This window comes from Actinomadura pelletieri DSM 43383, from assembly GCF_003634705.1.
In the GTDB taxonomy this organism is placed as follows: domain Bacteria; phylum Actinomycetota; class Actinomycetes; order Streptosporangiales; family Streptosporangiaceae; genus Spirillospora; species Spirillospora pelletieri.
The window spans coordinates 145,339-162,744 of the sequence record NZ_RBWU01000003.1 but is presented as its reverse complement, the minus strand read 5'-3'; the positions used below and the strand labels follow the sequence as shown (position 1 = coordinate 162,744).

Sequence of the window (17,406 nt, the reverse complement as noted above, 5' to 3'; positions counted from 1 at the left end):
ACGCTATCTGGAAGGCCGTTCGGATGGGAGTCCGACATGCTGACCGCGCGCAGGACGTCCGAAGGACATGTGGAGGACAATCGGCTTCGTGCTACCTCCTGTGGACGCGCGTGCGCGTGAACTGGCCCGGGTCGTCTGGGATCACCTCGTCCAGTCCGATCCCCTGACCAAGGCGGACGTGATCCTCGCGCTGGGCAGCCACGACACGCGGGTCGCGGCGCACGCCGCGCGGCTGTGGCACGAGGGCCGGGCGCCGCTGGTGGTCATGTCGGGCGGGCGAGGGAAGGTCACCTCGGACTGGGCGCGCACCGAGGCGAGCGTGTTCGGACGCGTCGCGCGCGAGCACGGTGTGCCGGACGACGCGCTTCTCCTGGAGGAGACGGCGACGAACACGGGGGAGAACATCACCGCGTCGCGGCGGTTGCTGGCGGAGAGGGGCATCGCGGTCGGCCGTGGGATTCTGGTCGCGAAGCCGTACATGACGCGCCGGGCGCTCGCCACGGCGCGGTGCCAGTGGCCGGACGTGGAGTGGACGGCGTCCGCGCCCGAGGTGGGGTTCGACGCGTTCGACGAGGACGAGCGTCAGTTCGTCGAGCTGATGGTGGGGGACCTGCAGCGTATGGTCGTCTACGCGGAGCGCGGCTTCCAGGTGCCGATGCCCGTACCGGACGCGGTGTGGGCGGCGTACGAGGAACTGGTGCGGCTCGGCTACGACCGGTACGTGATCAGATGATCGGCCGGGGCCGGGGCCGGCTCAGCCGGCCGGGGCGGCGGCGGTGATGGGACGGTGCGGGGCGATGACCCGCCCGTCGGGCAGCAGCTCTCCCGTGTCCTCGAAGACGACGACGCCGTTGCAGAGCAGGCTCCACCCCTGCTCGGGGTGACGGGCGACGGTGCGCGCGGCCTCGCGGTCGAGGTCGTCCGGAGTCGGACAGGTCGGCTGGTGCGGGCAACAGGTCGAGTGTTGAGCGGTCACGGGGTCCTCCACGGTGTCCTCGTGATTAAGGACATAGATTCAGCCTGCCGTGGGCCGACCGAAATATGCAAGTGGATGGGCGATTCTTTACCGTTCAATGCGTGTAAAGCCGGACAAGTCGGGCAGCCAGCGGGTTTTCACCGCAGAAGGCCCTCGCCGGGCTCGTCGCCGTGGTCCACGTCCAGCCCCACGACGGAGGCACAGCCCGTGCAGATCCACTCGGCGATGACCGCCTCCGGGTTCGTCCCGTGCGTGCGGTACGGGCGCTCCACCCGCCGACGCCGCATCCCGTGACCGCAGGACGAGTGCAGGACCCGCCCGCAGGTGGGGCACGGCCAGACGTCCTCGCAGCGCAGGTCACAGCGCGGGCACAGCGGAGACTCGTAGGGTCCGCCCGGCTCCGCGGGCTCCTGTTCGCCGAGCCACTCGTTCTCCAGGTCGAGGTACTCGTCGCCGGGCCAGTGATGGTCGGCCAGCCACGCGAGGTACTCCTCCTCGCCCGGGCCGAGGACGGCCGTCAGGGACTCGGGATGCTCGGTGTCCGAGCGGTGGGGGCGCCTGCCGTGCCGCGCCGTGGCCAGGAGCGTCAGCAGGCCGAGGAGCGCGGCCGCGGCCAGGCCTGTCGCCAGGGGCATCGCGGCGTCCTTGTGATCGTGCGGCGGGAGATCCCGATCATGAATTCACTTCGCAAAACCCTGCGAACGCTACAAGAAAGGTTCTTTACTGAAAAGTCGATCAAAATGATTCCTTACAGGGATCATGACCCTCGGGGTGTCCGAAACCACGGCCTGGCACGGTCCAGAACGGGTTCAGCCTGCGGGAACCGACGTCCGGAGCACCTCGCCGCGGCCTTCGGACGGCCCTCGTGTTTCACTCTCCGCTGAATCCGCCGCGGCCCCTTGCGCTCGGGCGCGAACTCCGCTCACGGAGTCCCGGCCCGGTGACGACCTCCCGGGGTGCGGTTTTCCGCAGGGTCGGGGTGCGGCATGCGGCCGGACGGGTGGGCGGTGTTCTCCATGGTGGCGGTGAGCACGGGTTTCTAGCGTCGTCAACATGATCGAAACAGCCGGTACGACGTCCGCAGGCGAGCCCCTCGGCGGCATCGCGGGCTGGGCGACCGACCTGATGGACACCTTGGGCGCCCCGGGCGCGGGGCTGGCGATCGCGCTGGAGAACCTCTTCCCGCCGCTGCCGAGCGAGGTGATCCTGCCCCTGGCGGGGTTCACCGCGGCGCAGGGACGGATGAGCCTCGTCGCCGCCCTCGTGTGGACGACGGTCGGCAGCGTCGTCGGAGCGCTCGCCCTCTACGGGATCGGCGCGCTGATCGGGCGCGACCGGATCCGCGCGCTCGTGGCCCGGCTCCCCCTGATCAAGCTGTCCGACCTCGACCGGACGGAGGCCTGGTTCGCGCGGCACGGCGCCAAGGCGGTGTTCTTCGGCCGCATGATCCCGATCTTCCGCAGCCTGATCTCCGTCCCGGCCGGGGTCGAGCGGATGCGGATGACGACGTTCCTGCTCTACACGGCCCTGGGCAGCCTGCTGTGGAACGCGGCGTTCGTGCTGGCCGGGTACAAGCTCGGCGACAGTTGGCGGACGGTCGAGGAGTACGTCGGCATCTACTCCAAGGGCGTCCTCGCGCTCGCCGTCCTCGCCGCCGCGGTGTTCGTCGCCGTACGTATCGTGAAGGCCCGCCGTGACGGGCGGCGAGGGGACGAGCGGCAACGGGACGAGCGGCAACGGGACGAGCGGCAACGGGACGAGCGGCGGGAGGTCCAGGGGGAGTGGTACGGGCAGCAGTGGACGGAACAGGGGCGGTGGGCGGACGGCCGTCTCGCGGAGACAGCGGAATTCCAGCGTGACCGTCCCTACTGACGTGTGGAGACCACGTCGCCTCGTCCGTGCCGCCGTGGGCCTGACGCTCGGCGCGGTCACGGCGGTCGTGGAGATCGCCCTGCTCACCGTGGCGGCGCTCCTCATGGCCTACTCGCTGGCTTTCTCGCGCGGGCAACGCACCGTCCCGGCGGTCGTCGCGGACGCCGCGCGGGCCGCCACCGAGCTGGAACGGCGGCGGCTCAGAAGGTTCCACGGCGAGGACCGGGCCGTCCGGTACGGGCCGCTGAAGGCGCTGGCGTACCTCGTCCTGCGCGTGCCGGTGGGGCTCCTCGGCGGCGTGATCCTCATCATGGTGGTCTACGGCGCGGTGATCGTGACCGCGCTGGCCGTGAGCTGGTGGATCACGGGCGACTATATGGACGGCATCCCCCCGAGCCCCCTGATCGTCGTCTACACGGCGATCCTCGGGAGCGTCCTGCTGTTCCTTGCGGTGCAGGGCCTCGTCGGGGTCGTGGCGCTGGAGAAGACGGTGGTGCGGCGCTGCCTGGGCCCGAGCCCTCTGGAGGCCTACGAGCGCCGCATCGCGCAGCTGGCAGTCACCCGCGCGGAGGTCGTGGACGCGGTGGACGACGAGCGCCGCCGCATCGAGCGGGACCTGCACGACGGCGTCCAGCAGCGCCTCGTCGCGCTCGGCATGCTGATCGGCCGCGCCCGCCGCGCGGGGGACCCCGACAGGTCGGCCGAACTGCTGCGGCAGGCCCACGAGGAGTCGCAGCGGGCCCTTGAGGACCTGCGGGAGGTCACCTGGCGCGTCTACCCGGCCGCGCTGGACCGCGAGGGGCTGCGCGTGGCGCTGGAGACCGTGGCGGAACGGTCCGCGGTGCCGGTGACGATCGACTTCGACGTGCCCGGACGGCTCCCGCACGCGGTGGAGACCGTGGCGTACTTCGTCGTCTGCGAGGCCGTCACCAACGCGGCCAAGCACTCCGGCGCCCGCCACGTGCGGGTGGAGGTCACGGGATCGGCGACACTGGTGGGCGTGCGCATCGAGGACGACGGCGGCGGCGGAGCCGACCCGGGCGGCGGCGGGCTCGCCGGGCTGGCCCGCCGGGTCGCCGCGCTGGACGGGACGTTCGGCGTCGACAGCCCGCCCGGCGGCCCGACCGTGATCACCGCGGAACTGCCGTGCGGGTGATGCTGGCCGAGGACTCGACCCTGCTCCGCGAGGGCCTGGTCCGGCTGCTCGCCGAGGAGGGGCATGTGGTGGAGGCGGCGGTCGGCGACGGGGACGCGCTGATCGCGGCGGTGGCGGCCGGTCCACCCGACGTCGTGGTGGTGGACGTGCGGATGCCGCCCACCCACACCGACGAGGGGCTGCGCGCCGCGCTGCGGATCCGGGAGCGCTGGCCGGACGTCGGCGTCCTCGTCCTGTCGCAGTACGTGGAGAAGCGCTACGCCACCGAGCTGATCACCTCGGACACCACCGGCGTCGGCTACCTGCTGAAGGACCGGGTCGCGCAGGTCGACGAGTTCCTCGACGCCCTCGACCGGGTCGGCGCGGGCGGCGCCGCGTTCGACCCCGAGGTGGTGCGCCGGCTCCTCGCCGCGCACGGGCCGCGCGCCGACCCGCTGTCCCGGCTGACCCCGAGGGAACGGGACGTCCTCGACCACATGGCGCAGGGTCATACCAACGCCTCGATCGGCAAGAACCTGCACATCTCGCAAAGTGCGGTGGAGAAGCACGTCAACGCGATCTTCGACAAGCTCGACCTGTCGCACACGACCGGCTACAGCCGCCGCGTCCTCGCCGTCCTCCGCTACCTCGGAACCTGAGTTCGACCGCTCAGGCGGGTACGGAGTCGACGGCGTAGCGGGTGCCGCCCGCGGCGCGGGCCCGGTCGAGGAGGACCCGGTTGGCGGCGAGCATCTCCGCGACCGACGCGCAGCCCGGCGACGCGGTCCGCAGGACGCTGAACAGGACGGGGTCGTCCGGCACGTCCAGCATCGGCACGCGCCCCACCCGCAGCGCCTTGACCAGTACGACGCCGCTGAGCCCGAGCCCCGACGGCGTCAGCTCCGCCAGCGTCGCCTCGATCACGGACGCGGCGCGGGTCGCGGGCAGGAAGACCATCCCCCAGGGATGCGGGCGCGCCCACTCGCCGAACGCGATCAGCTCCTCGACGTCGGGGCGCAGGCGGTCACAGAAGTCGAGATAGGACAGTTCCTCGACCTCGACGGCCTCGGGCGGGGGCGCCACGGCGCGGCCGGACCCGTCGCCGTAGCGGACGGCCTTGACCTCGTACGCCCACCCGTGCGGAGCCGGTTTCGCCTGCGCGGAGATGTGGTCGGCCCGGACGTCGCGCTGGACGCGGAGCACGTCCGCGGCGTCCCGGCACGGGATGGTGCAGCACAGCACCCGTTCCGGGGCCGGGACGAGCGGGATCGTCGCCTCGGTGATGACGCCGTGCCGGCCGAGCCCGGCGCGGACGGCGTCGAACAGTTCGGGGTGCGCGTCGGGGGAGCAGCGCACCGGTTCGCCGTCCCCGGTGACGTTCAGGGCGACGGCCAGCGCGCGCACGTTGTCCGCCTGCGTCCCGTGGACGTGGGACGTCCCGCCGACACCGCCCGCGGAGATCGTTCCGCCGACGGTCACGTCGAGGTAGTCGGTGAGGACCGGCGGGGTCAGGCCGTGCGGCAGCGTCGCGTCGAGAACTTCGCGCCAGGTCGTCCCGGCGGCGACGACCGCGTCCCGCGCGCGGACCTCGACGCCGGTGAGCCGCCGCAGATCCAGCGAGACGCCCGCGGTGAGCGACTGGCCGTAGGTGGAGTGGCCGAGGCCGCGCGGAACGACGTCCAGGCCCTGGGCGGCGGCCTCGCGGACGGCGCGGACCGCCTCCCGGGCCGACCCCGGCCGGACGACGCGGACGGGCGAACGCTCCACGATCCCGCCGAAGTCACGCATGCGCACGGCCTCCCCGGCGGTCGCCGCCACCGCGGGTCACCGCCGGCGCAACCGCTCGGCGACACGGCCGAGGGCGTCGCCGAGCAGTTCGATCTCCTCCGGGTCGAGCACCTCGATCAGCGTCTCGCGGACGACGCGGCGGTGCCCCGGCCGGACGCGGGCCAGCACTTCGGCGCCCTTGTCGGTCAGCTCCGCCCATACCGAGCGCCGGTCCGACTCGTTGCCGGTCCGGCGGACGAGTCCGGCCCGTTCGAGTCTGGTGACCTGGTAGGTGAGGCGGCTCTTGGACACCATCACCAGCCGTGCCAGGTCGGACATGCGCAGCCGGTTGCCTTCGGCCATGCTCAGCCCGACCAGCACCTCGAACTCGGCGTGGGAGAGCCCACCGTCACGTTTGAGCTGCCGCTCGATCTCGTGGTCGATCAGGTGCCCGGCGGCCAGGAAGGCGATCCAGGCCCGCATCTCCCGTGGTTCGAGAGCGTCCCCCGCGTCGTTCATGCGGTGATTCTACGTGGCCTGGTGATTCTAGTTGGTTAGAAGGCTAGTTGAAATTTCTAAATGGTCCGGATTTGAATCACCGTCTGCTAGCGTCGAAACCGTTCATATTTGAACCTTCAACAAGAGGAGACCGAGGCATGCTCCCGCTCCGCCGTCCCCCCGCACTCCCCGACGCCGGACTCCTCGTCGGCCGCCTGGCGGTCGGTGTCATCTTCGTCGCGCACGGCTGGCAGAAGGTCGCCGACACCGGCCACTCCGGAGTGGCCGCCGGGTTCGACAAGCTCGGCATTCCGCTCCCGGACGCCGCCGCCGTGTTCTGCTCCTACGTCGAGTTGATCGGCGGCATCGCGCTGATCCTGGGCCTGCTGGTCCCGGTCGCGGGCGTCCTGATCGCCCTGAACATGGCCGGCGCGTTCTGGTACGCCCACAGAGGACAGGGCCTGTTCCTCGACGAGGGCGGCTTCGAGTACGTGATGGTGCTCGGCGCCGCCGCGCTGCTGTTCGCCGCCACGGGCGCGGGCCGCTTCTCACTCGACGCCCTCCTGTGGGGTCGCCGGGAGAACGCTCCAGACCGGGAGTCCGTCGCCGCCTGACCGGCCCGACGGCTCCGGCCCGTCCGGATCGACCCACTCGCCCGGCCCGTCCGCGCTTTCCGAGCGTGGACGGGCCGTCGGCGGTTCAGGGACTGCCGCAGGGCCTCCGGAGCGCCGACGCGCCCGGCCGTCTCCTGACACTGAAGTGTGACGAAAGTCACTTATCTCGTCCGACTCACGTCTGGCGCAGGAGCCACATGACCGTCAGGTAAACAACTGTCACCAGCCTGGACAGGAATATGGTCCGCTCCAATCCTCGTAGCGGGACGCCCACCGCCCTGACACCGACCTTTTCAGGACATCTCACCTTAACGTCGAAGTGACAAGATGTTCCTTATGACCGTTTCTGGGCATGAGTGATCACTGAGAGTTCCTGGAGAGGCGGGTCTTAGGTGTCACGCGGTAGTGAGTTCGTTGTGGTGGCCAACCGGCTGCCGGTCGACCGGACCGTCGGAGCGGACGGTGTTCCGCGCTGGCGGCGCAGTCCGGGTGGACTGGTCAGCGCCATCGCGCCGGTGATGCGGCGCAGGCAGGGGACCTGGATCGGCTGGACGGGAGCGCCGGACGAGGAACTGGAGCCGTTCGAGGAGGACGGCATGGAGCTGCACCCGATCGCGCAGTCCGCGCGGGAGGTGGAGCTTTACTACGAGGGCTTCTCGAACGCCACGCTGTGGCCGCTCTACCACGACGTCGTCGCGCCGCCCGTCTACGACCGTTCGATGTGGGACGCCTACGTCCGCGTGAACCGGCGGTTCGCGGAGGCGGCGGCGAAGGTCGCGGCACGGGACGGGGTCGTCTGGGTGCAGGACTACCAGCTCCAACTCGTCCCGCGGATGCTGCGCGAGCTGCGTCCCGACCTGCGCATCGGCTTCTTCCTGCACATCCCGTTCCCGCCGCTGGAGCTGTTCTGGCAGCTTCCGTGGCGGCGGCAGATCCTGGAGGGCCTGCTCGGCGCCGACCTGGTCGGCTTCCAGCTCCCGGGCGCGGCGGCCAACTTCGTGCGGCTCTGCCGCAGGCTCCTGGAGGCCCGCTACGTCAAGCAGGACGTCTTCTGGGACGACCGGATCGTCCGGGCACGGGCGTTCCCCATCTCCGTGGACGTGGGCGAGCTCAACGACCTCGTGGGACGTCCGGACGTCCAGGAGCGGGTCCAGGAGATCCGGGCCGACCTGGGCGACGCGACCGTCCTGCTCGGCGTGGACAGGCTCGACTACACCAAGGGCATCACGCAGCGTCTCCAGGCGTTCGGGGAGCTGTTCGACGACGGCCGCCTCAAACCGGGCCAGGCCGTGTTCGTGCAGATCGCGACGCCGAGCCGGGAGCGCGTCGAGCAGTACCAGCTGCTACGGGAGGAGATCGAGCAGCAGGTCGGCCGCATCAACGGCGAGTACGGCGAGATCGGGTTTCCGGTCGTCCATTATCTGCACAGCTCCTATGACCGCGCGGAGCTGACCGCGTTGTACCTGGCAGCGGACGTGATGGTCGTGACACCGCTGCGGGACGGCATGAACCTCGTCGCGAAGGAGTACGTGGCCTGCCGCAAGGATCTGCGCGGCGCGCTCGTGCTCAGCGAGTTCACCGGTGCCGCCGCGGAGCTGAAGCGGGGCGCGTTCCAGGTCAACCCGTACGACATCGACGGGCTGAAGAGCACGCTGATGGCCGCGCTGGAGGCCGAGCCCGCCGAGCAGGCCCGGCGGATGCGCACGATGCGCCGCCGCGTGATCGAGAACGACGTGGACCGCTGGGCCCACGCGTTCCTCAGTGAGCTGGAGCGTCCTGCGGGCCGGCCGGAGCGGGACGAGCCGGAGCCGCTTCCGGTGGCGCTGGAGGGGTGAACCGCAGGTCGAAGGCCGCCCAGACGGCCTTCCCGCCGGTGGCGAGCCGCGCCCAGCCCCACGCGTCGCTGATCGCGCCGACGACCAGCAGGCCGCGGCCGCCCTCGACGAACCCGGCGGGGTCGCTCGGAACCGGCTCGGGCGCGCGTCCGCCCGGGTCGGTCACCGAGATGACCAGGCGCCTCGGGTGCCCGATCAGGACGAGTTGGATGGGGCACAGCGGCAACGGCTGGGGGAGACCCTCCATGCCGTGCCGCAGCGCGTTGGTCACCAGCTCCGACACCGCGATGACGACGTCCCCGGCGGCGCCCGCGAGGCCCCAGCCGTCCAACGTGGCGTGGGTGAACTCGCGCGCCGACCGGGGCGCGGTGATCTCGGCCGGGAACACGCGCCGCGCCATGCGCGGCGTGCCGGCGTGCGGCGCGGGCCACAGCCCGGCCAGGCCCGGCACGACGGCCGGACCGCTCGCGGACCCGGCGGCCGGACCGCCCTGAACATGGCCGGCGCCGTTCGCCGCGACATTGGGTCCGAGCCGCGCCGGAGGCGCGTCGGGCCAGGGGTGAAGGGCCGGAGCGTGCCGCGACCGACCGCTCCCCATGGCGGCGGGAGTCGCGACGTCGTGTGCCTGGTCAACGGTCATGGTCAGCAACCTCAGAGGCGTGCGGGGTGGTCACCGGCGAGCGTTCGCTATCTTGCTCCTCAAGTCGTGCAGATGCAAGACCGTCTGCATGAACCAATGCAAGAACGAATGCACGTGCATCTCGTACCATGGTGTGGGGTGGGGCGAGATCGCGGCCTCCGTTCGCGGGGGCTGGAGACGCCTGGAGGGGGCACAACGATGGACGGCCAACAGCTGCTGGACGTCTGGCGCGGCGAACTCGTCTGGCAGAAGAGTCGGCGGAGCAATCCGTCCGGCAACTGCGTCGAGATGGCCGAACTCCCCAGCGGGGAGATCGCCGTTCGCAACTCCCGTGATCCAGAGGGAGCCGTGCTCGTCTACACGCGCGAGGAGGTGGAGGCCTTCGTCGGAGGAGCCAAGGACGGCGACTTCGACCACATGCTCGTCTGACCCGCCCGAACCAGACGGGTCCTCACGCCGGTCTTCCGGCCGGTAGCGTGCGGGGGCATGCATCTTGGGCAAATCGCCGCACAGACGCCCGACAAGCCCGCCGTCGTCATGGCGGGCTCCGGGGAGGTCCTCACCTACCGGGAACTGAACGAGGAGTCCAACCGGCTCGCGCAGCTGCTCCGCGCGGAGGGGCTGCGTCCGGGGGACCATATCGCGTTCATGCTGGAGAACCACCCGCTCTTCCTGGCCATCGCGTGGGCGGCGCAGCGCTCCGGGCTCTACTACACGGCCGTCAGCACACGGCTACGGCCCGACGAGCTCGCCTACATCGTGGACAACTGCGGGGCGAAGGCCTTCATCACCAGCGCGGCGATGGAGACCGGCGAATGGCCGGTGTCGAGCGTGCCGATGCCGGACGTGCCGCTGCGCCTCATGCTCGGCGGCACGGTCCCCGGTTACGAGTCCTACGAGGAGCGCGTCGCCCGCCACCCGGCGACACCGATCGAGGACGAGCGCGAGGGCCACGACATGCTCTACTCGTCCGGGACGACGGGACGCCCCAAGGGCGTCAAGCTGCCCCTGCCCGAGGGGCCCATGGGCAGCCAGAAGATCCTCCACGGGCTCCTGTCGCTGCTGTTCCAGCCCGACGCGGACTCGGTCTACCTGTCCCCGGCGCCGCTCTACCACGCCGCGCCGCTGCGCTACTGCGTCACCATGCACCGCTTCGGCGCGACCGTCGTGGTGATGGAGAGGTTCGACCCCGAGCAGGCCCTCGCCGCGATCGAGAAGTACCGCGTCACGCACAGCCAGTGGGTGCCGACCATGTTCATCCGGATGCTCAAGCTCCCGAAGGAGACCCGTACCCGCCACGACCTGTCGAGCCTGCGCGCCGCCGTGCACGCGGCGGCGCCCTGTCCCGTTCCCGTGAAGGAACAGATGATCGAGTGGTGGGGGCCGGTGCTGCACGAGTACTACGCCGCCACCGAGGCCAACTGTTTCGTCTACACCAACTCCGAGGACTGGCTCGCCCACCGCGGGACCGTCGGCCGTCCGCTCTTAGGAGAGGTCCATGTCTGTGACGAGGAGGGCCGGGAACTCCCGCCCGGCACTCCCGGGACGCTGTACTTCGGCAACGCGCCCATCTTCGAGTACCACCGCGACGCGGTGAAGACCGCCGAGTCCCGTGACCCGTGGGGCCGCGGCTGGACGACCGTCGGCGACATCGGGTACGTGGACGAGGAAGGCTTCATCTACCTCACCGACCGCCGCGACCACGTGATCATCAGCGGTGGGGTGAACGTCTACCCGCAGGAGGCCGAGAACGTCCTCGCCGTCCATCCGAAGGTCGCCGACGTCGCCGTGTTCGGCGTTCCGGACCCCGAGATGGGCGAGGCCGTGAAGGCCGTCGTCCAGCCCATGTCCATGGACGACGCCGGCCCCGAACTGGAGGCCGAGCTGATCGACTACTGCCGGGACCGGCTCGCCGGGTACAAGTGCCCGCGAACGGTCGACTTCCGCGCCGAGCTTCCCCGGCACCCGACCGGCAAGCTCTACAAGCGGCTCCTGAAGGACGAGTACCGGTCCCGCGCGAGCGTCCCGCAACGGCCTGACAGCCCCCCAGACGGCCCCTGACGGCCCGAGAAGGGTCGAAACGAACGCAGACCCGGCCGGGTGTCCCCGGCCGGGTCTGGCATCGCTTCAGCGGCTCCCCGAGCGTCTCCGGTGTCAGTGCATCGGCATCGGCGCGTCGGTCGGGCCCGTCTCCGGCTTCCTGCGCGGCAGGAGAAGCGCGGGCAGGAACGCCAGGGCGAGCAGCCCGACCGCGTACCAGTAGGTGTGCTGGAACGCGTCCGCCATCGGCGGCGCGATCCTCTCCAGGACCGCCGGCGGCACCTCCTCCGTGCTGCCGATCTCACCGCCGCCCCCGGCCGCGAGGCCCGCGTCCGACAGCTCGGACGTGATCCGGTTCGCCAGCAGCACCGAGATCATCGCGGTGCCGATGGACGCCGACACCTGCTGGATGATGTTCAGCATCGTGCTGGCGCGCGGAACCTCGTCGTGCACGAGCGTCTGGATGGCCGCGGCCATCGTCGGCATCATCGTCATGCCCATGCCGAGACCCATCACGAACAGGACTCCGGCGAGCGTCCAGTAGCTGGAGTCCGCCTCCAGGATCGCGGCGAAGCTCCCCACCGCCGCCACCACCACGGTGACGCCGACCAGCACGACCCGTCCGGGCCCGATCCGGTCGGTGAGCTTGCCGCCGATCGGCATCGTCACCATCGCGCCGAGCCCCTGCGGGGCCAGCAGCAGCCCAGCGGTCGTGGCGCCCTCACCGCGCACCGTCTGGAAGTACAGCGGCAGCAGCAGCATCGCGCCCATGAACGCGACCATGAACAGCATCATCGTGAGGGACGCCGCCACCACCGGCCGCCGCCGCAGCAGCCGCAGGTCGATCAGCGGGTTCCGGGCGCTCAACGCCCGGACCACGAACCCGAGGACCAGCACCGCGCCGACGACGGTGAAGACCAGCGGCTCCGTCTTCAGGAAGTCCTTCACCTCCGCGCCCTTGGCCACGCCGTAGATCAGCGACGCGAGTCCGGGCGACAGCAGGATCAGGCCGAGGAAGTCGAGCCGCTCGGCCGGCTTGGGCTCGTCCTTCTTGAGGACCCTCGCCGCCAGCACCAGCGCGACGATCCCGATCGGCAGGTTGATGAAGAAGATCCACCGCCAGGAGACGTCGTCGACGAGGTAGCCGCCGAGAATCGGGCCGAGGATCGGGCCGAGCAGCATCGGCACACCGACGATGCTCATCACCTGGCCCACCCGCTGCGGCCCCGCCGCCTGCGACAGGATCGTCATCGCCGCGGGCATGATCATGCCGCCGCCGAGGCCCTGCAGGACCCGGAACACGATGAGGGACTCCGCCGACCAGGCGAGTCCGGCGAGCGTCGAGCCGACCACGAACAGCCCGATCGAGATCATGTAGAGGCGTTTGGTGCCGAACCTCGCCGACGCCCACCCCGTGAGCGGGATCACCGTGGCCAGCGCGAGCGTGTAGCCGGTCGCGACCCACTGGATCGTCGCGAGCGAGGTGTTGAATTCCCTGGCCAGGTCGTTGATGGCCACATTGACGACGGTCACGTCCAGGATCGCCATGACGGCGCCGAGGACGACGACCCCGGCCATGACGAGCACGCCGCGATCGAGTCCTCCCGCGGCGTCGGGTTCCTTGACGGGGCCGTCCGCTGTCTTGGCAGACGCGGAAGCGGTCAACTCTCATCCAATCGTCAGGGCCCGGGCACGCGGGCACGCGGGGGCCGATGAGCATGTTCAGGGGGTTACCGCCGCAAAATAGTGCAGCGACTGACACTTTCGCGAACGGTTAAACTTCGATGGTTCCTGGAGTATTCCGGCTGGGTCCGACAAATCTCCCCAGTTCAACGGTCTCCAGCTTCAGACCTCGACCACGGTCGAGGTCAACGGAGTGTGACCGACCAGACAGTCGGAAGGCCCGGCTAGGCGAACTTCAGCCGCCGCCCGAACCTCTCCGCCCCACGAACCTCCTGGCCCGCACTGATGATGATGTCGAGCCCGCGGTTGTCCGCCAGCGGCGAGAGATCCAACCCGGGGGCGGCGCCGTGCAGGCGCAGCGCCTTCAGGTTCGGTAGGGACGCAAGGGGCCGGAGGTCCGAGACGCGATCGCAACCGTTGAGGAACAGCCTTCTCAGCTTGGTGAGGGACTGGAGCGGCTCGAGGTCGTCGACGCGGGTGCCCGACAGATCCAGAGTGTCAAGGGTGGGCAGAGTGCCGAGGACGTCGAAGTCGGTGACGTGCGGGCAGTACGCGACATAGAGCTCGGTCAGCGGGAGGCCGGTGAGAGGGCGAAGACTCCCCACCCATTCGCTGGAACTTGCATACAGGCCGCGAAGACCGGGGACCGCCGCCCGGATCTCCGCCAAGCCCTCGGCGAGGTTCGTGCTGGTGAGGGCGAGAGTCTCGAGCGCTCCGATGGGAGGGAGCGAGGTGAGTGTCCTCAATTGGGTCGGATGAGACAGCCACAGCGTGGTCAACTCGGTCTGGCGTGCCAAGGGTGAGTAGTCGGTCACCTGGTCACAGTCGGAGAGGTAGACCCGGTCCAACCGTGGCAGGTCGTCGAGGAAGCCGAGGTCGCTCAGATGCGGGGTCCCGATGCTGAGGACTCGCAGGGCTGGAAGGGGCGGTAGAAGTGACAGATCCGCCAACGATGCGTCCCCGAAGAGAGTGAGACCCCTGAGTGTTTGCGCGTGCGCGGCGAGGAACTCGAAGTCATCGATCCTTTCCAGGGAGACGATGAGGTGAGAGAGCGGCGGGACCCTGTCGAGTGATCGAAGCTGTCGCGGACTGCGGTTCACCTGGAGTTCGGCGCCCGGTGGGTAACGAGAGAGGACGCGTTCGGCGAAGTCGTCGGGGTCGAAGTAGTTCCATGCCTCGGCCAGGCGGCCCTGCCTCCGCGAATTGGATTCGGACGCATAGCGCGCCAGCACGTCCAGGGCACCCGGTCCGTTGATCAGGCAGGCCGTCTGGATCGTCGCCGAGGCGGAGGTCCAGTTGAGCCCGTCCAGAGACTCGGGTAGTCGGGCGAGCACCGGTTCACCGGCCGTGGCGAGGGAGCGGGCCGAGGCGTCGTCGCGGGGCGGGATCAGATCGTCCAGACACTGGTCGAGGTCGGCGCGAAGGTCGTCCGGCACGGCCGGGAGCGTCTCCAGGCAGGCGACGGCCACCAGTTTCAGGACGCGGGCACGGCGCTTCTCGGCACGGGCACGGTCCAGAATGCCGGTGAGGAGTTCACGCCTCAGGGGTTCGTTGGCGTGACCGGCGGCCATGATGACGGTCTCCCGCCACGTATCGCGGTGCGCGTACCGGACGAGGAGGTCCATGTCACCGAGGTCGGCGGCCTGTTTGGCGGTGAGGTACTCCTGGACGGTCCGGTGCACGAAGTCGATGCGTCCCGGTACGGGTTCGCGGAGGACGCCACTGCGCTGGAGCAGTTCGTCCAGAACCGTGCCCGGTGGCACACGGACCTGCGGCATCGCGGCGAGCCGGTCGGCGACGAGCCGTTCCACCATCGCCTTCGGCAGCTCGACACGGGCGCTCGTCGAGAGGTGCCAGGCGATGTCCTGCAGGATGCGGATCTTCTGGTCGCGTTCGAGGGTGCTCGGGATGCCGCGCTTGATGTCGCGCGTCTCCAGGAGCATGTCGAGCGCCGCGCCGTAGAGGCCCATGCGGTTGCGCGGCAGCGCCTCACGGTCGAGGTTGAGCGCGCACAGCATCGCGGCGAGCAGCGGACTCGACGCCAACGTCCGCAGGGCCGGGGCCGCCTCAAGCCGTGCCAGCAGTCGTGCCTCGTAGGACGGGAGACGTTCCGGAGGGCAGGGCAGATCAGGGCAGTCGCGGACGGCGTTGTACCAGTGCCGCACGAGTTTCCGCACGTCGGCCGGGCCGAGTTGTTCGAGGAAGGCCGTGCCGAACCCTTCGGCCCTCAGCCAGTCGTACCCGGCGGCCGCCGGACGGGAGGTGACGACGATCCGGATGTCCCGGAACTGGGCGACGAGGTCCTTGAGCCACGATCTCACCGCCTGCCGTTGGGCGGTCGTGACCTCGTCCACGCCGTCCACGAGCAGCAGCGCCCGCCCGGACGCCAGGCGCCGGTGCGCCCAACCACGCGGCATGATCCCGGCGAGGTTGCCCGCGGCGTCGTCGATGAACTCCTCGGGACGCGGCAGTGATCCGCCCGCGTGGCTGCGCAACTTGATGAGGAACGGAACACAGCCGTTCCAGTCGTCCAATGAACCATTGAACGAGCCGCGCGCAGCCGTGATCGCGAGCCAGCGCAGGAGAGTGCTCTTGCCACCGCCCGCCTCGCCGCGCAGCAGCATCAGGCGCTTGTCGGCGAGCGCGGCCTCCACCCGCACGGTGCTCGGCGCGGTCTCGTCCTGCCACTCGTTGATGGGTACGGCCTGCGCGGCCTTGGGACGGCTGACGCGTCTGCGCTCGTCGGAGACGTTCAGGCTGATGTACGCCACACTCAACGTCGTCTGCGGACGGGTGAAGCGCTCGAACCGGACGCCGAACAGTTCGAGCGTGTCGAGCGACTCGCTGATCGAGGCCAGGTAGCGGCGGGTGAACTCGTCGTCCTCCGACTCGCCCTCCGGCGCGTCGAGCGTCCGCACCGGCAGACGCGCCAGCACGGAGGCGACCTGGTCGGACAGGCCGCTCAGCCGTCCCAGCGTCTCGACCGACGCCCGTGCCCCGAACTGGGGCAGGTGGACGATGATGCGGGCGAGGCAGTCGCAGCACTCGTCCAGCGTCACCTCATAGAGCCGCGCTCCCGCCTCACCCAACTCGAACTCGGCCCGGCGGCTCGGCATCCGCGACCGGAGCCCCCGCGCCAGCTTCACCGGATCGACATCGGCGGCGAACAAGGCCTCGTCCGAGAGATCGGCTCCCTCGAGCGTCCGGGTGACCTCGTGAAGCGTGGCCTCCCGGTCGCCGTCGTCGAGTCCCCGGAACTCGTGCCCGGCGAAGGTGAGGATCCGTTCCGCGACCGACTCGGCCATGACGTCGAGTTGCCGCTGGACGCGCCGCCGCTTGATCTCGTCCGGCAACCCGGTCTTGATCAGCTCGACGAGGTCCTTCCCGGCGGCGTCCCTGGTGGTGTGTCCGGCGAGCCACCGCCCCACGGCCAGCTGCGCGACCGATCCGCCGACTCGTAGGGCCGCGACCTCGACCGACACGGCTCCCCTTTCAGTCGAGGGCGCCGACGCCACAGAAATGCGGAACCTCTGGCTCCTGCCACGGTGAAGGATCGGGGCGCCACCGGGAGCACGACACGACCCCGGGTTCCAGTATCCGCGTTCCCGACAGGAGCCGCTCGATCCGTTCGGGTGACCGGGCGCAAATGGGTGTGCCGCCGCGTTCCATCACTTCGCGTACTGCCTGCCGCATGGCTTCGCCGTCCAGTTCCTCGGTGGTGGCGTCGCACGTGTGGGAGATGACGAGGTAACTGCCGGGGGCCAGCGCTTCCAGCAGTTCCGAGACGATGCTCTGTGCCTCCTCGTCGTCCAGGATGTGGTTCAACACTCCCAGCAACATCAGCCCGACCGGCTTTCTGAAGTCGAGCGTCCGCGCGGCGCCGGACAGGACCGGCCCCGTGTCACGGATGTCGGCCTCGATGTAGTCGCACGCGCCTTCGGCGGTACTGGTCAGCAGGGCCCGCGCGTGCGCGAGCACCAGCGGGTCGTTGTCGACGTACACGATGCGGGACGACGGCGCCACCCGCTGCGCGACCTCGTGGGTGTTGTCGACGGTGGGAAGCCCGGTTCCGAGGTCGAGGAACTGCCGTATCCCGTTCGAGACGAGGAAACGCACCGCGCGGCCCAGAAAGGCGCGGTCGTGTTTGGCGGACGCGGCGATGCCGGGCAGGAGTCGCAGCACCGCGTCACCGGCCTCGCGGTCCACGGGATAGTTGTCCTTGCCGCCCAGCCAGTAATCCCAGACTCGGGCCGAGTGCGGCACGCTCGTGTCGATGTCGGGGACCGGACGCGGCTCGTTCGGCATGGGCGGATTCCCCTTCTCCAGTGGACGAATGCGTCAATCAT

16 protein-coding genes are annotated in these 17,406 nt (G+C 70.1%); 8 read left to right on the top strand and 8 right to left on the bottom strand.

The genetic code is table 11. The annotated features are described in order from the left end of the window. Nucleotides 1-88 precede the first annotated feature (88 nt). The gene (locus BZB76_RS13930; protein WP_170180632.1) at nucleotides 89-733 is read left to right on the top strand and encodes a YdcF family protein; all 645 of its coding nucleotides are present in this window, start codon (nucleotides 89-91) and stop codon (nucleotides 731-733) included. Nucleotides 734-754: 21 nt separating this feature from the next. Here the strand turns inward: BZB76_RS13930 and BZB76_RS13925 are convergent, their stop codons facing one another. Then, entirely contained in the window at nucleotides 755-976 is a 222-nt protein-coding gene (locus BZB76_RS13925; protein ID WP_121435466.1) for a DUF5999 family protein, read from the bottom strand. Between the two features lie 137 nt (nucleotides 977-1,113). Continuing rightward, entirely contained in the window at nucleotides 1,114-1,611 is a 498-nt protein-coding gene (locus BZB76_RS35280; protein ID WP_211343009.1) for a hypothetical protein, read from the bottom strand. A 418-nt stretch (nucleotides 1,612-2,029) separates the two neighbouring features. On the opposite strand from BZB76_RS35280, the gene BZB76_RS13915 reads away from it, so the two are divergent. Genes BZB76_RS13915 through BZB76_RS13905 form a run of 3 tightly spaced genes read left to right on the top strand, consistent with a single transcriptional unit; the run spans nucleotide 2,030 to nucleotide 4,642 of the window. Then, a complete protein-coding gene (locus tag BZB76_RS13915) occupies nucleotides 2,030-2,848 on the top strand; it encodes a DedA family protein (RefSeq protein ID WP_121434803.1) in 819 nt (272 codons plus the stop codon). Continuing rightward, nucleotides 2,832-4,004 carry a sensor histidine kinase gene (locus BZB76_RS13910; RefSeq protein WP_246006940.1) on the top strand — a complete coding sequence of 391 codons (1,173 nt, stop codon included), beginning with the start codon at nucleotides 2,832-2,834 and terminating at the stop codon, nucleotides 4,002-4,004. The genes BZB76_RS13915 and BZB76_RS13910 overlap by 17 nt, the downstream gene beginning before the upstream one ends. Continuing rightward, nucleotides 3,995-4,642 (top strand): response regulator, encoded by a 648-nt coding sequence (locus tag BZB76_RS13905; RefSeq protein ID WP_121434802.1) that lies wholly within the window; start codon nucleotides 3,995-3,997, stop codon nucleotides 4,640-4,642. Before BZB76_RS13910 ends, BZB76_RS13905 begins: the two co-directional genes overlap by 10 nt. Nucleotides 4,643-4,652: 10 nt before the next feature. Here the strand turns inward: BZB76_RS13905 and BZB76_RS13900 are convergent, their stop codons facing one another. Together BZB76_RS13900 and BZB76_RS13895 are read right to left on the bottom strand one after the other, a co-directional pair. Then, nucleotides 4,653-5,771 carry an FAD-binding protein gene (locus tag BZB76_RS13900; protein ID WP_147449432.1) on the bottom strand — a complete coding sequence of 373 codons (1,119 nt, stop codon included), beginning with the start codon at nucleotides 5,769-5,771 and terminating at the stop codon, nucleotides 4,653-4,655. A gap of 36 nt (nucleotides 5,772-5,807) precedes the next feature. Beyond that, nucleotides 5,808-6,269: a MarR family winged helix-turn-helix transcriptional regulator gene (locus BZB76_RS13895; protein ID WP_121434800.1), complete on the bottom strand. Its 462-nt coding sequence runs from the start codon at nucleotides 6,267-6,269 to the stop codon at nucleotides 5,808-5,810. 137 nt (nucleotides 6,270-6,406) lie between these two features. On the opposite strand from BZB76_RS13895, the gene BZB76_RS13890 reads away from it, so the two are divergent. Continuing rightward, complete coding sequence (locus BZB76_RS13890) at nucleotides 6,407-6,862, top strand: DoxX family protein (protein WP_121434799.1); 456 nt, start codon at nucleotides 6,407-6,409, stop codon at nucleotides 6,860-6,862. A 392-nt stretch (nucleotides 6,863-7,254) separates the two neighbouring features. Beyond that, entirely contained in the window at nucleotides 7,255-8,697 is a 1,443-nt protein-coding gene (locus BZB76_RS13885) for an alpha,alpha-trehalose-phosphate synthase (UDP-forming) (protein WP_121434798.1), read from the top strand. Here the strand turns inward: BZB76_RS13885 and BZB76_RS13880 are convergent. Beyond that, nucleotides 8,621-9,337 carry an ATP-binding protein gene (locus BZB76_RS13880; protein ID WP_121434797.1) on the bottom strand — a complete coding sequence of 239 codons (717 nt, stop codon included), beginning with the start codon at nucleotides 9,335-9,337 and terminating at the stop codon, nucleotides 8,621-8,623. The genes BZB76_RS13885 and BZB76_RS13880 overlap by 77 nt on opposite strands. Before the next feature lie 198 nt (nucleotides 9,338-9,535). Here BZB76_RS13880 and BZB76_RS13875 point away from each other — a divergent pair, with 198 nt between their 5' ends. Together BZB76_RS13875 and BZB76_RS13870 are read left to right on the top strand one after the other, a co-directional pair. Continuing rightward, nucleotides 9,536-9,766 (top strand): DUF397 domain-containing protein, encoded by a 231-nt coding sequence (locus tag BZB76_RS13875; RefSeq protein WP_121434796.1) that lies wholly within the window; start codon nucleotides 9,536-9,538, stop codon nucleotides 9,764-9,766. 57 nt (nucleotides 9,767-9,823) lie between these two features. Then, nucleotides 9,824-11,398 carry an AMP-binding protein gene (locus BZB76_RS13870; RefSeq protein WP_121434795.1) on the top strand — a complete coding sequence of 525 codons (1,575 nt, stop codon included), beginning with the start codon at nucleotides 9,824-9,826 and terminating at the stop codon, nucleotides 11,396-11,398. A 93-nt stretch (nucleotides 11,399-11,491) separates the two neighbouring features. On the opposite strand, the gene BZB76_RS13865 is transcribed toward BZB76_RS13870, so the two are convergent. The 3 genes from BZB76_RS13865 to BZB76_RS13855 form a co-directional block, all read right to left on the bottom strand. Further along, nucleotides 11,492-13,042 carry a DHA2 family efflux MFS transporter permease subunit gene (locus BZB76_RS13865; RefSeq protein ID WP_246006939.1) on the bottom strand — a complete coding sequence of 517 codons (1,551 nt, stop codon included), beginning with the start codon at nucleotides 13,040-13,042 and terminating at the stop codon, nucleotides 11,492-11,494. Between the two features lie 242 nt (nucleotides 13,043-13,284). Continuing rightward, on the bottom strand, nucleotides 13,285-16,542 hold the full coding sequence (locus BZB76_RS13860) for an NACHT domain-containing protein (RefSeq protein ID WP_121434794.1): 3,258 nt from the start codon (nucleotides 16,540-16,542) through the stop codon (nucleotides 13,285-13,287). Between the two features lie 10 nt (nucleotides 16,543-16,552). Next, nucleotides 16,553-17,365 carry an SAM-dependent methyltransferase gene (locus tag BZB76_RS13855; RefSeq protein WP_121434793.1) on the bottom strand — a complete coding sequence of 271 codons (813 nt, stop codon included), beginning with the start codon at nucleotides 17,363-17,365 and terminating at the stop codon, nucleotides 16,553-16,555. Nucleotides 17,366-17,406 lie beyond the last annotated feature (41 nt).

What these genes read in the sequence shown, in the direction of transcription:
- BZB76_RS13855 (WP_121434793.1), bottom strand. Translation starts at nt 17,365, where the DNA reads ATGCCGAACGAGCCGCGTCCGGTCCCCGACATCGACACGAGCGTGCCG.
- BZB76_RS13875 (WP_121434796.1), top strand. Translation starts at nt 9,536, where the DNA reads ATGGACGGCCAACAGCTGCTGGACGTCTGGCGCGGCGAACTCGTCTGG.
- BZB76_RS13915 (WP_121434803.1), top strand. Translation starts at nt 2,030, where the DNA reads ATGATCGAAACAGCCGGTACGACGTCCGCAGGCGAGCCCCTCGGCGGC.
- BZB76_RS13890 (WP_121434799.1), top strand. Translation starts at nt 6,407, where the DNA reads ATGCTCCCGCTCCGCCGTCCCCCCGCACTCCCCGACGCCGGACTCCTC.
- BZB76_RS13880 (WP_121434797.1), bottom strand. Translation starts at nt 9,337, where the DNA reads ATGACCGTTGACCAGGCACACGACGTCGCGACTCCCGCCGCCATGGGG.
- BZB76_RS13870 (WP_121434795.1), top strand. Translation starts at nt 9,824, where the DNA reads ATGCATCTTGGGCAAATCGCCGCACAGACGCCCGACAAGCCCGCCGTC.
- BZB76_RS13895 (WP_121434800.1), bottom strand. Translation starts at nt 6,269, where the DNA reads ATGAACGACGCGGGGGACGCTCTCGAACCACGGGAGATGCGGGCCTGG.
- BZB76_RS13900 (WP_147449432.1), bottom strand. Translation starts at nt 5,771, where the DNA reads ATGCGTGACTTCGGCGGGATCGTGGAGCGTTCGCCCGTCCGCGTCGTC.
- BZB76_RS35280 (WP_211343009.1), bottom strand. Translation starts at nt 1,611, where the DNA reads ATGCCCCTGGCGACAGGCCTGGCCGCGGCCGCGCTCCTCGGCCTGCTG.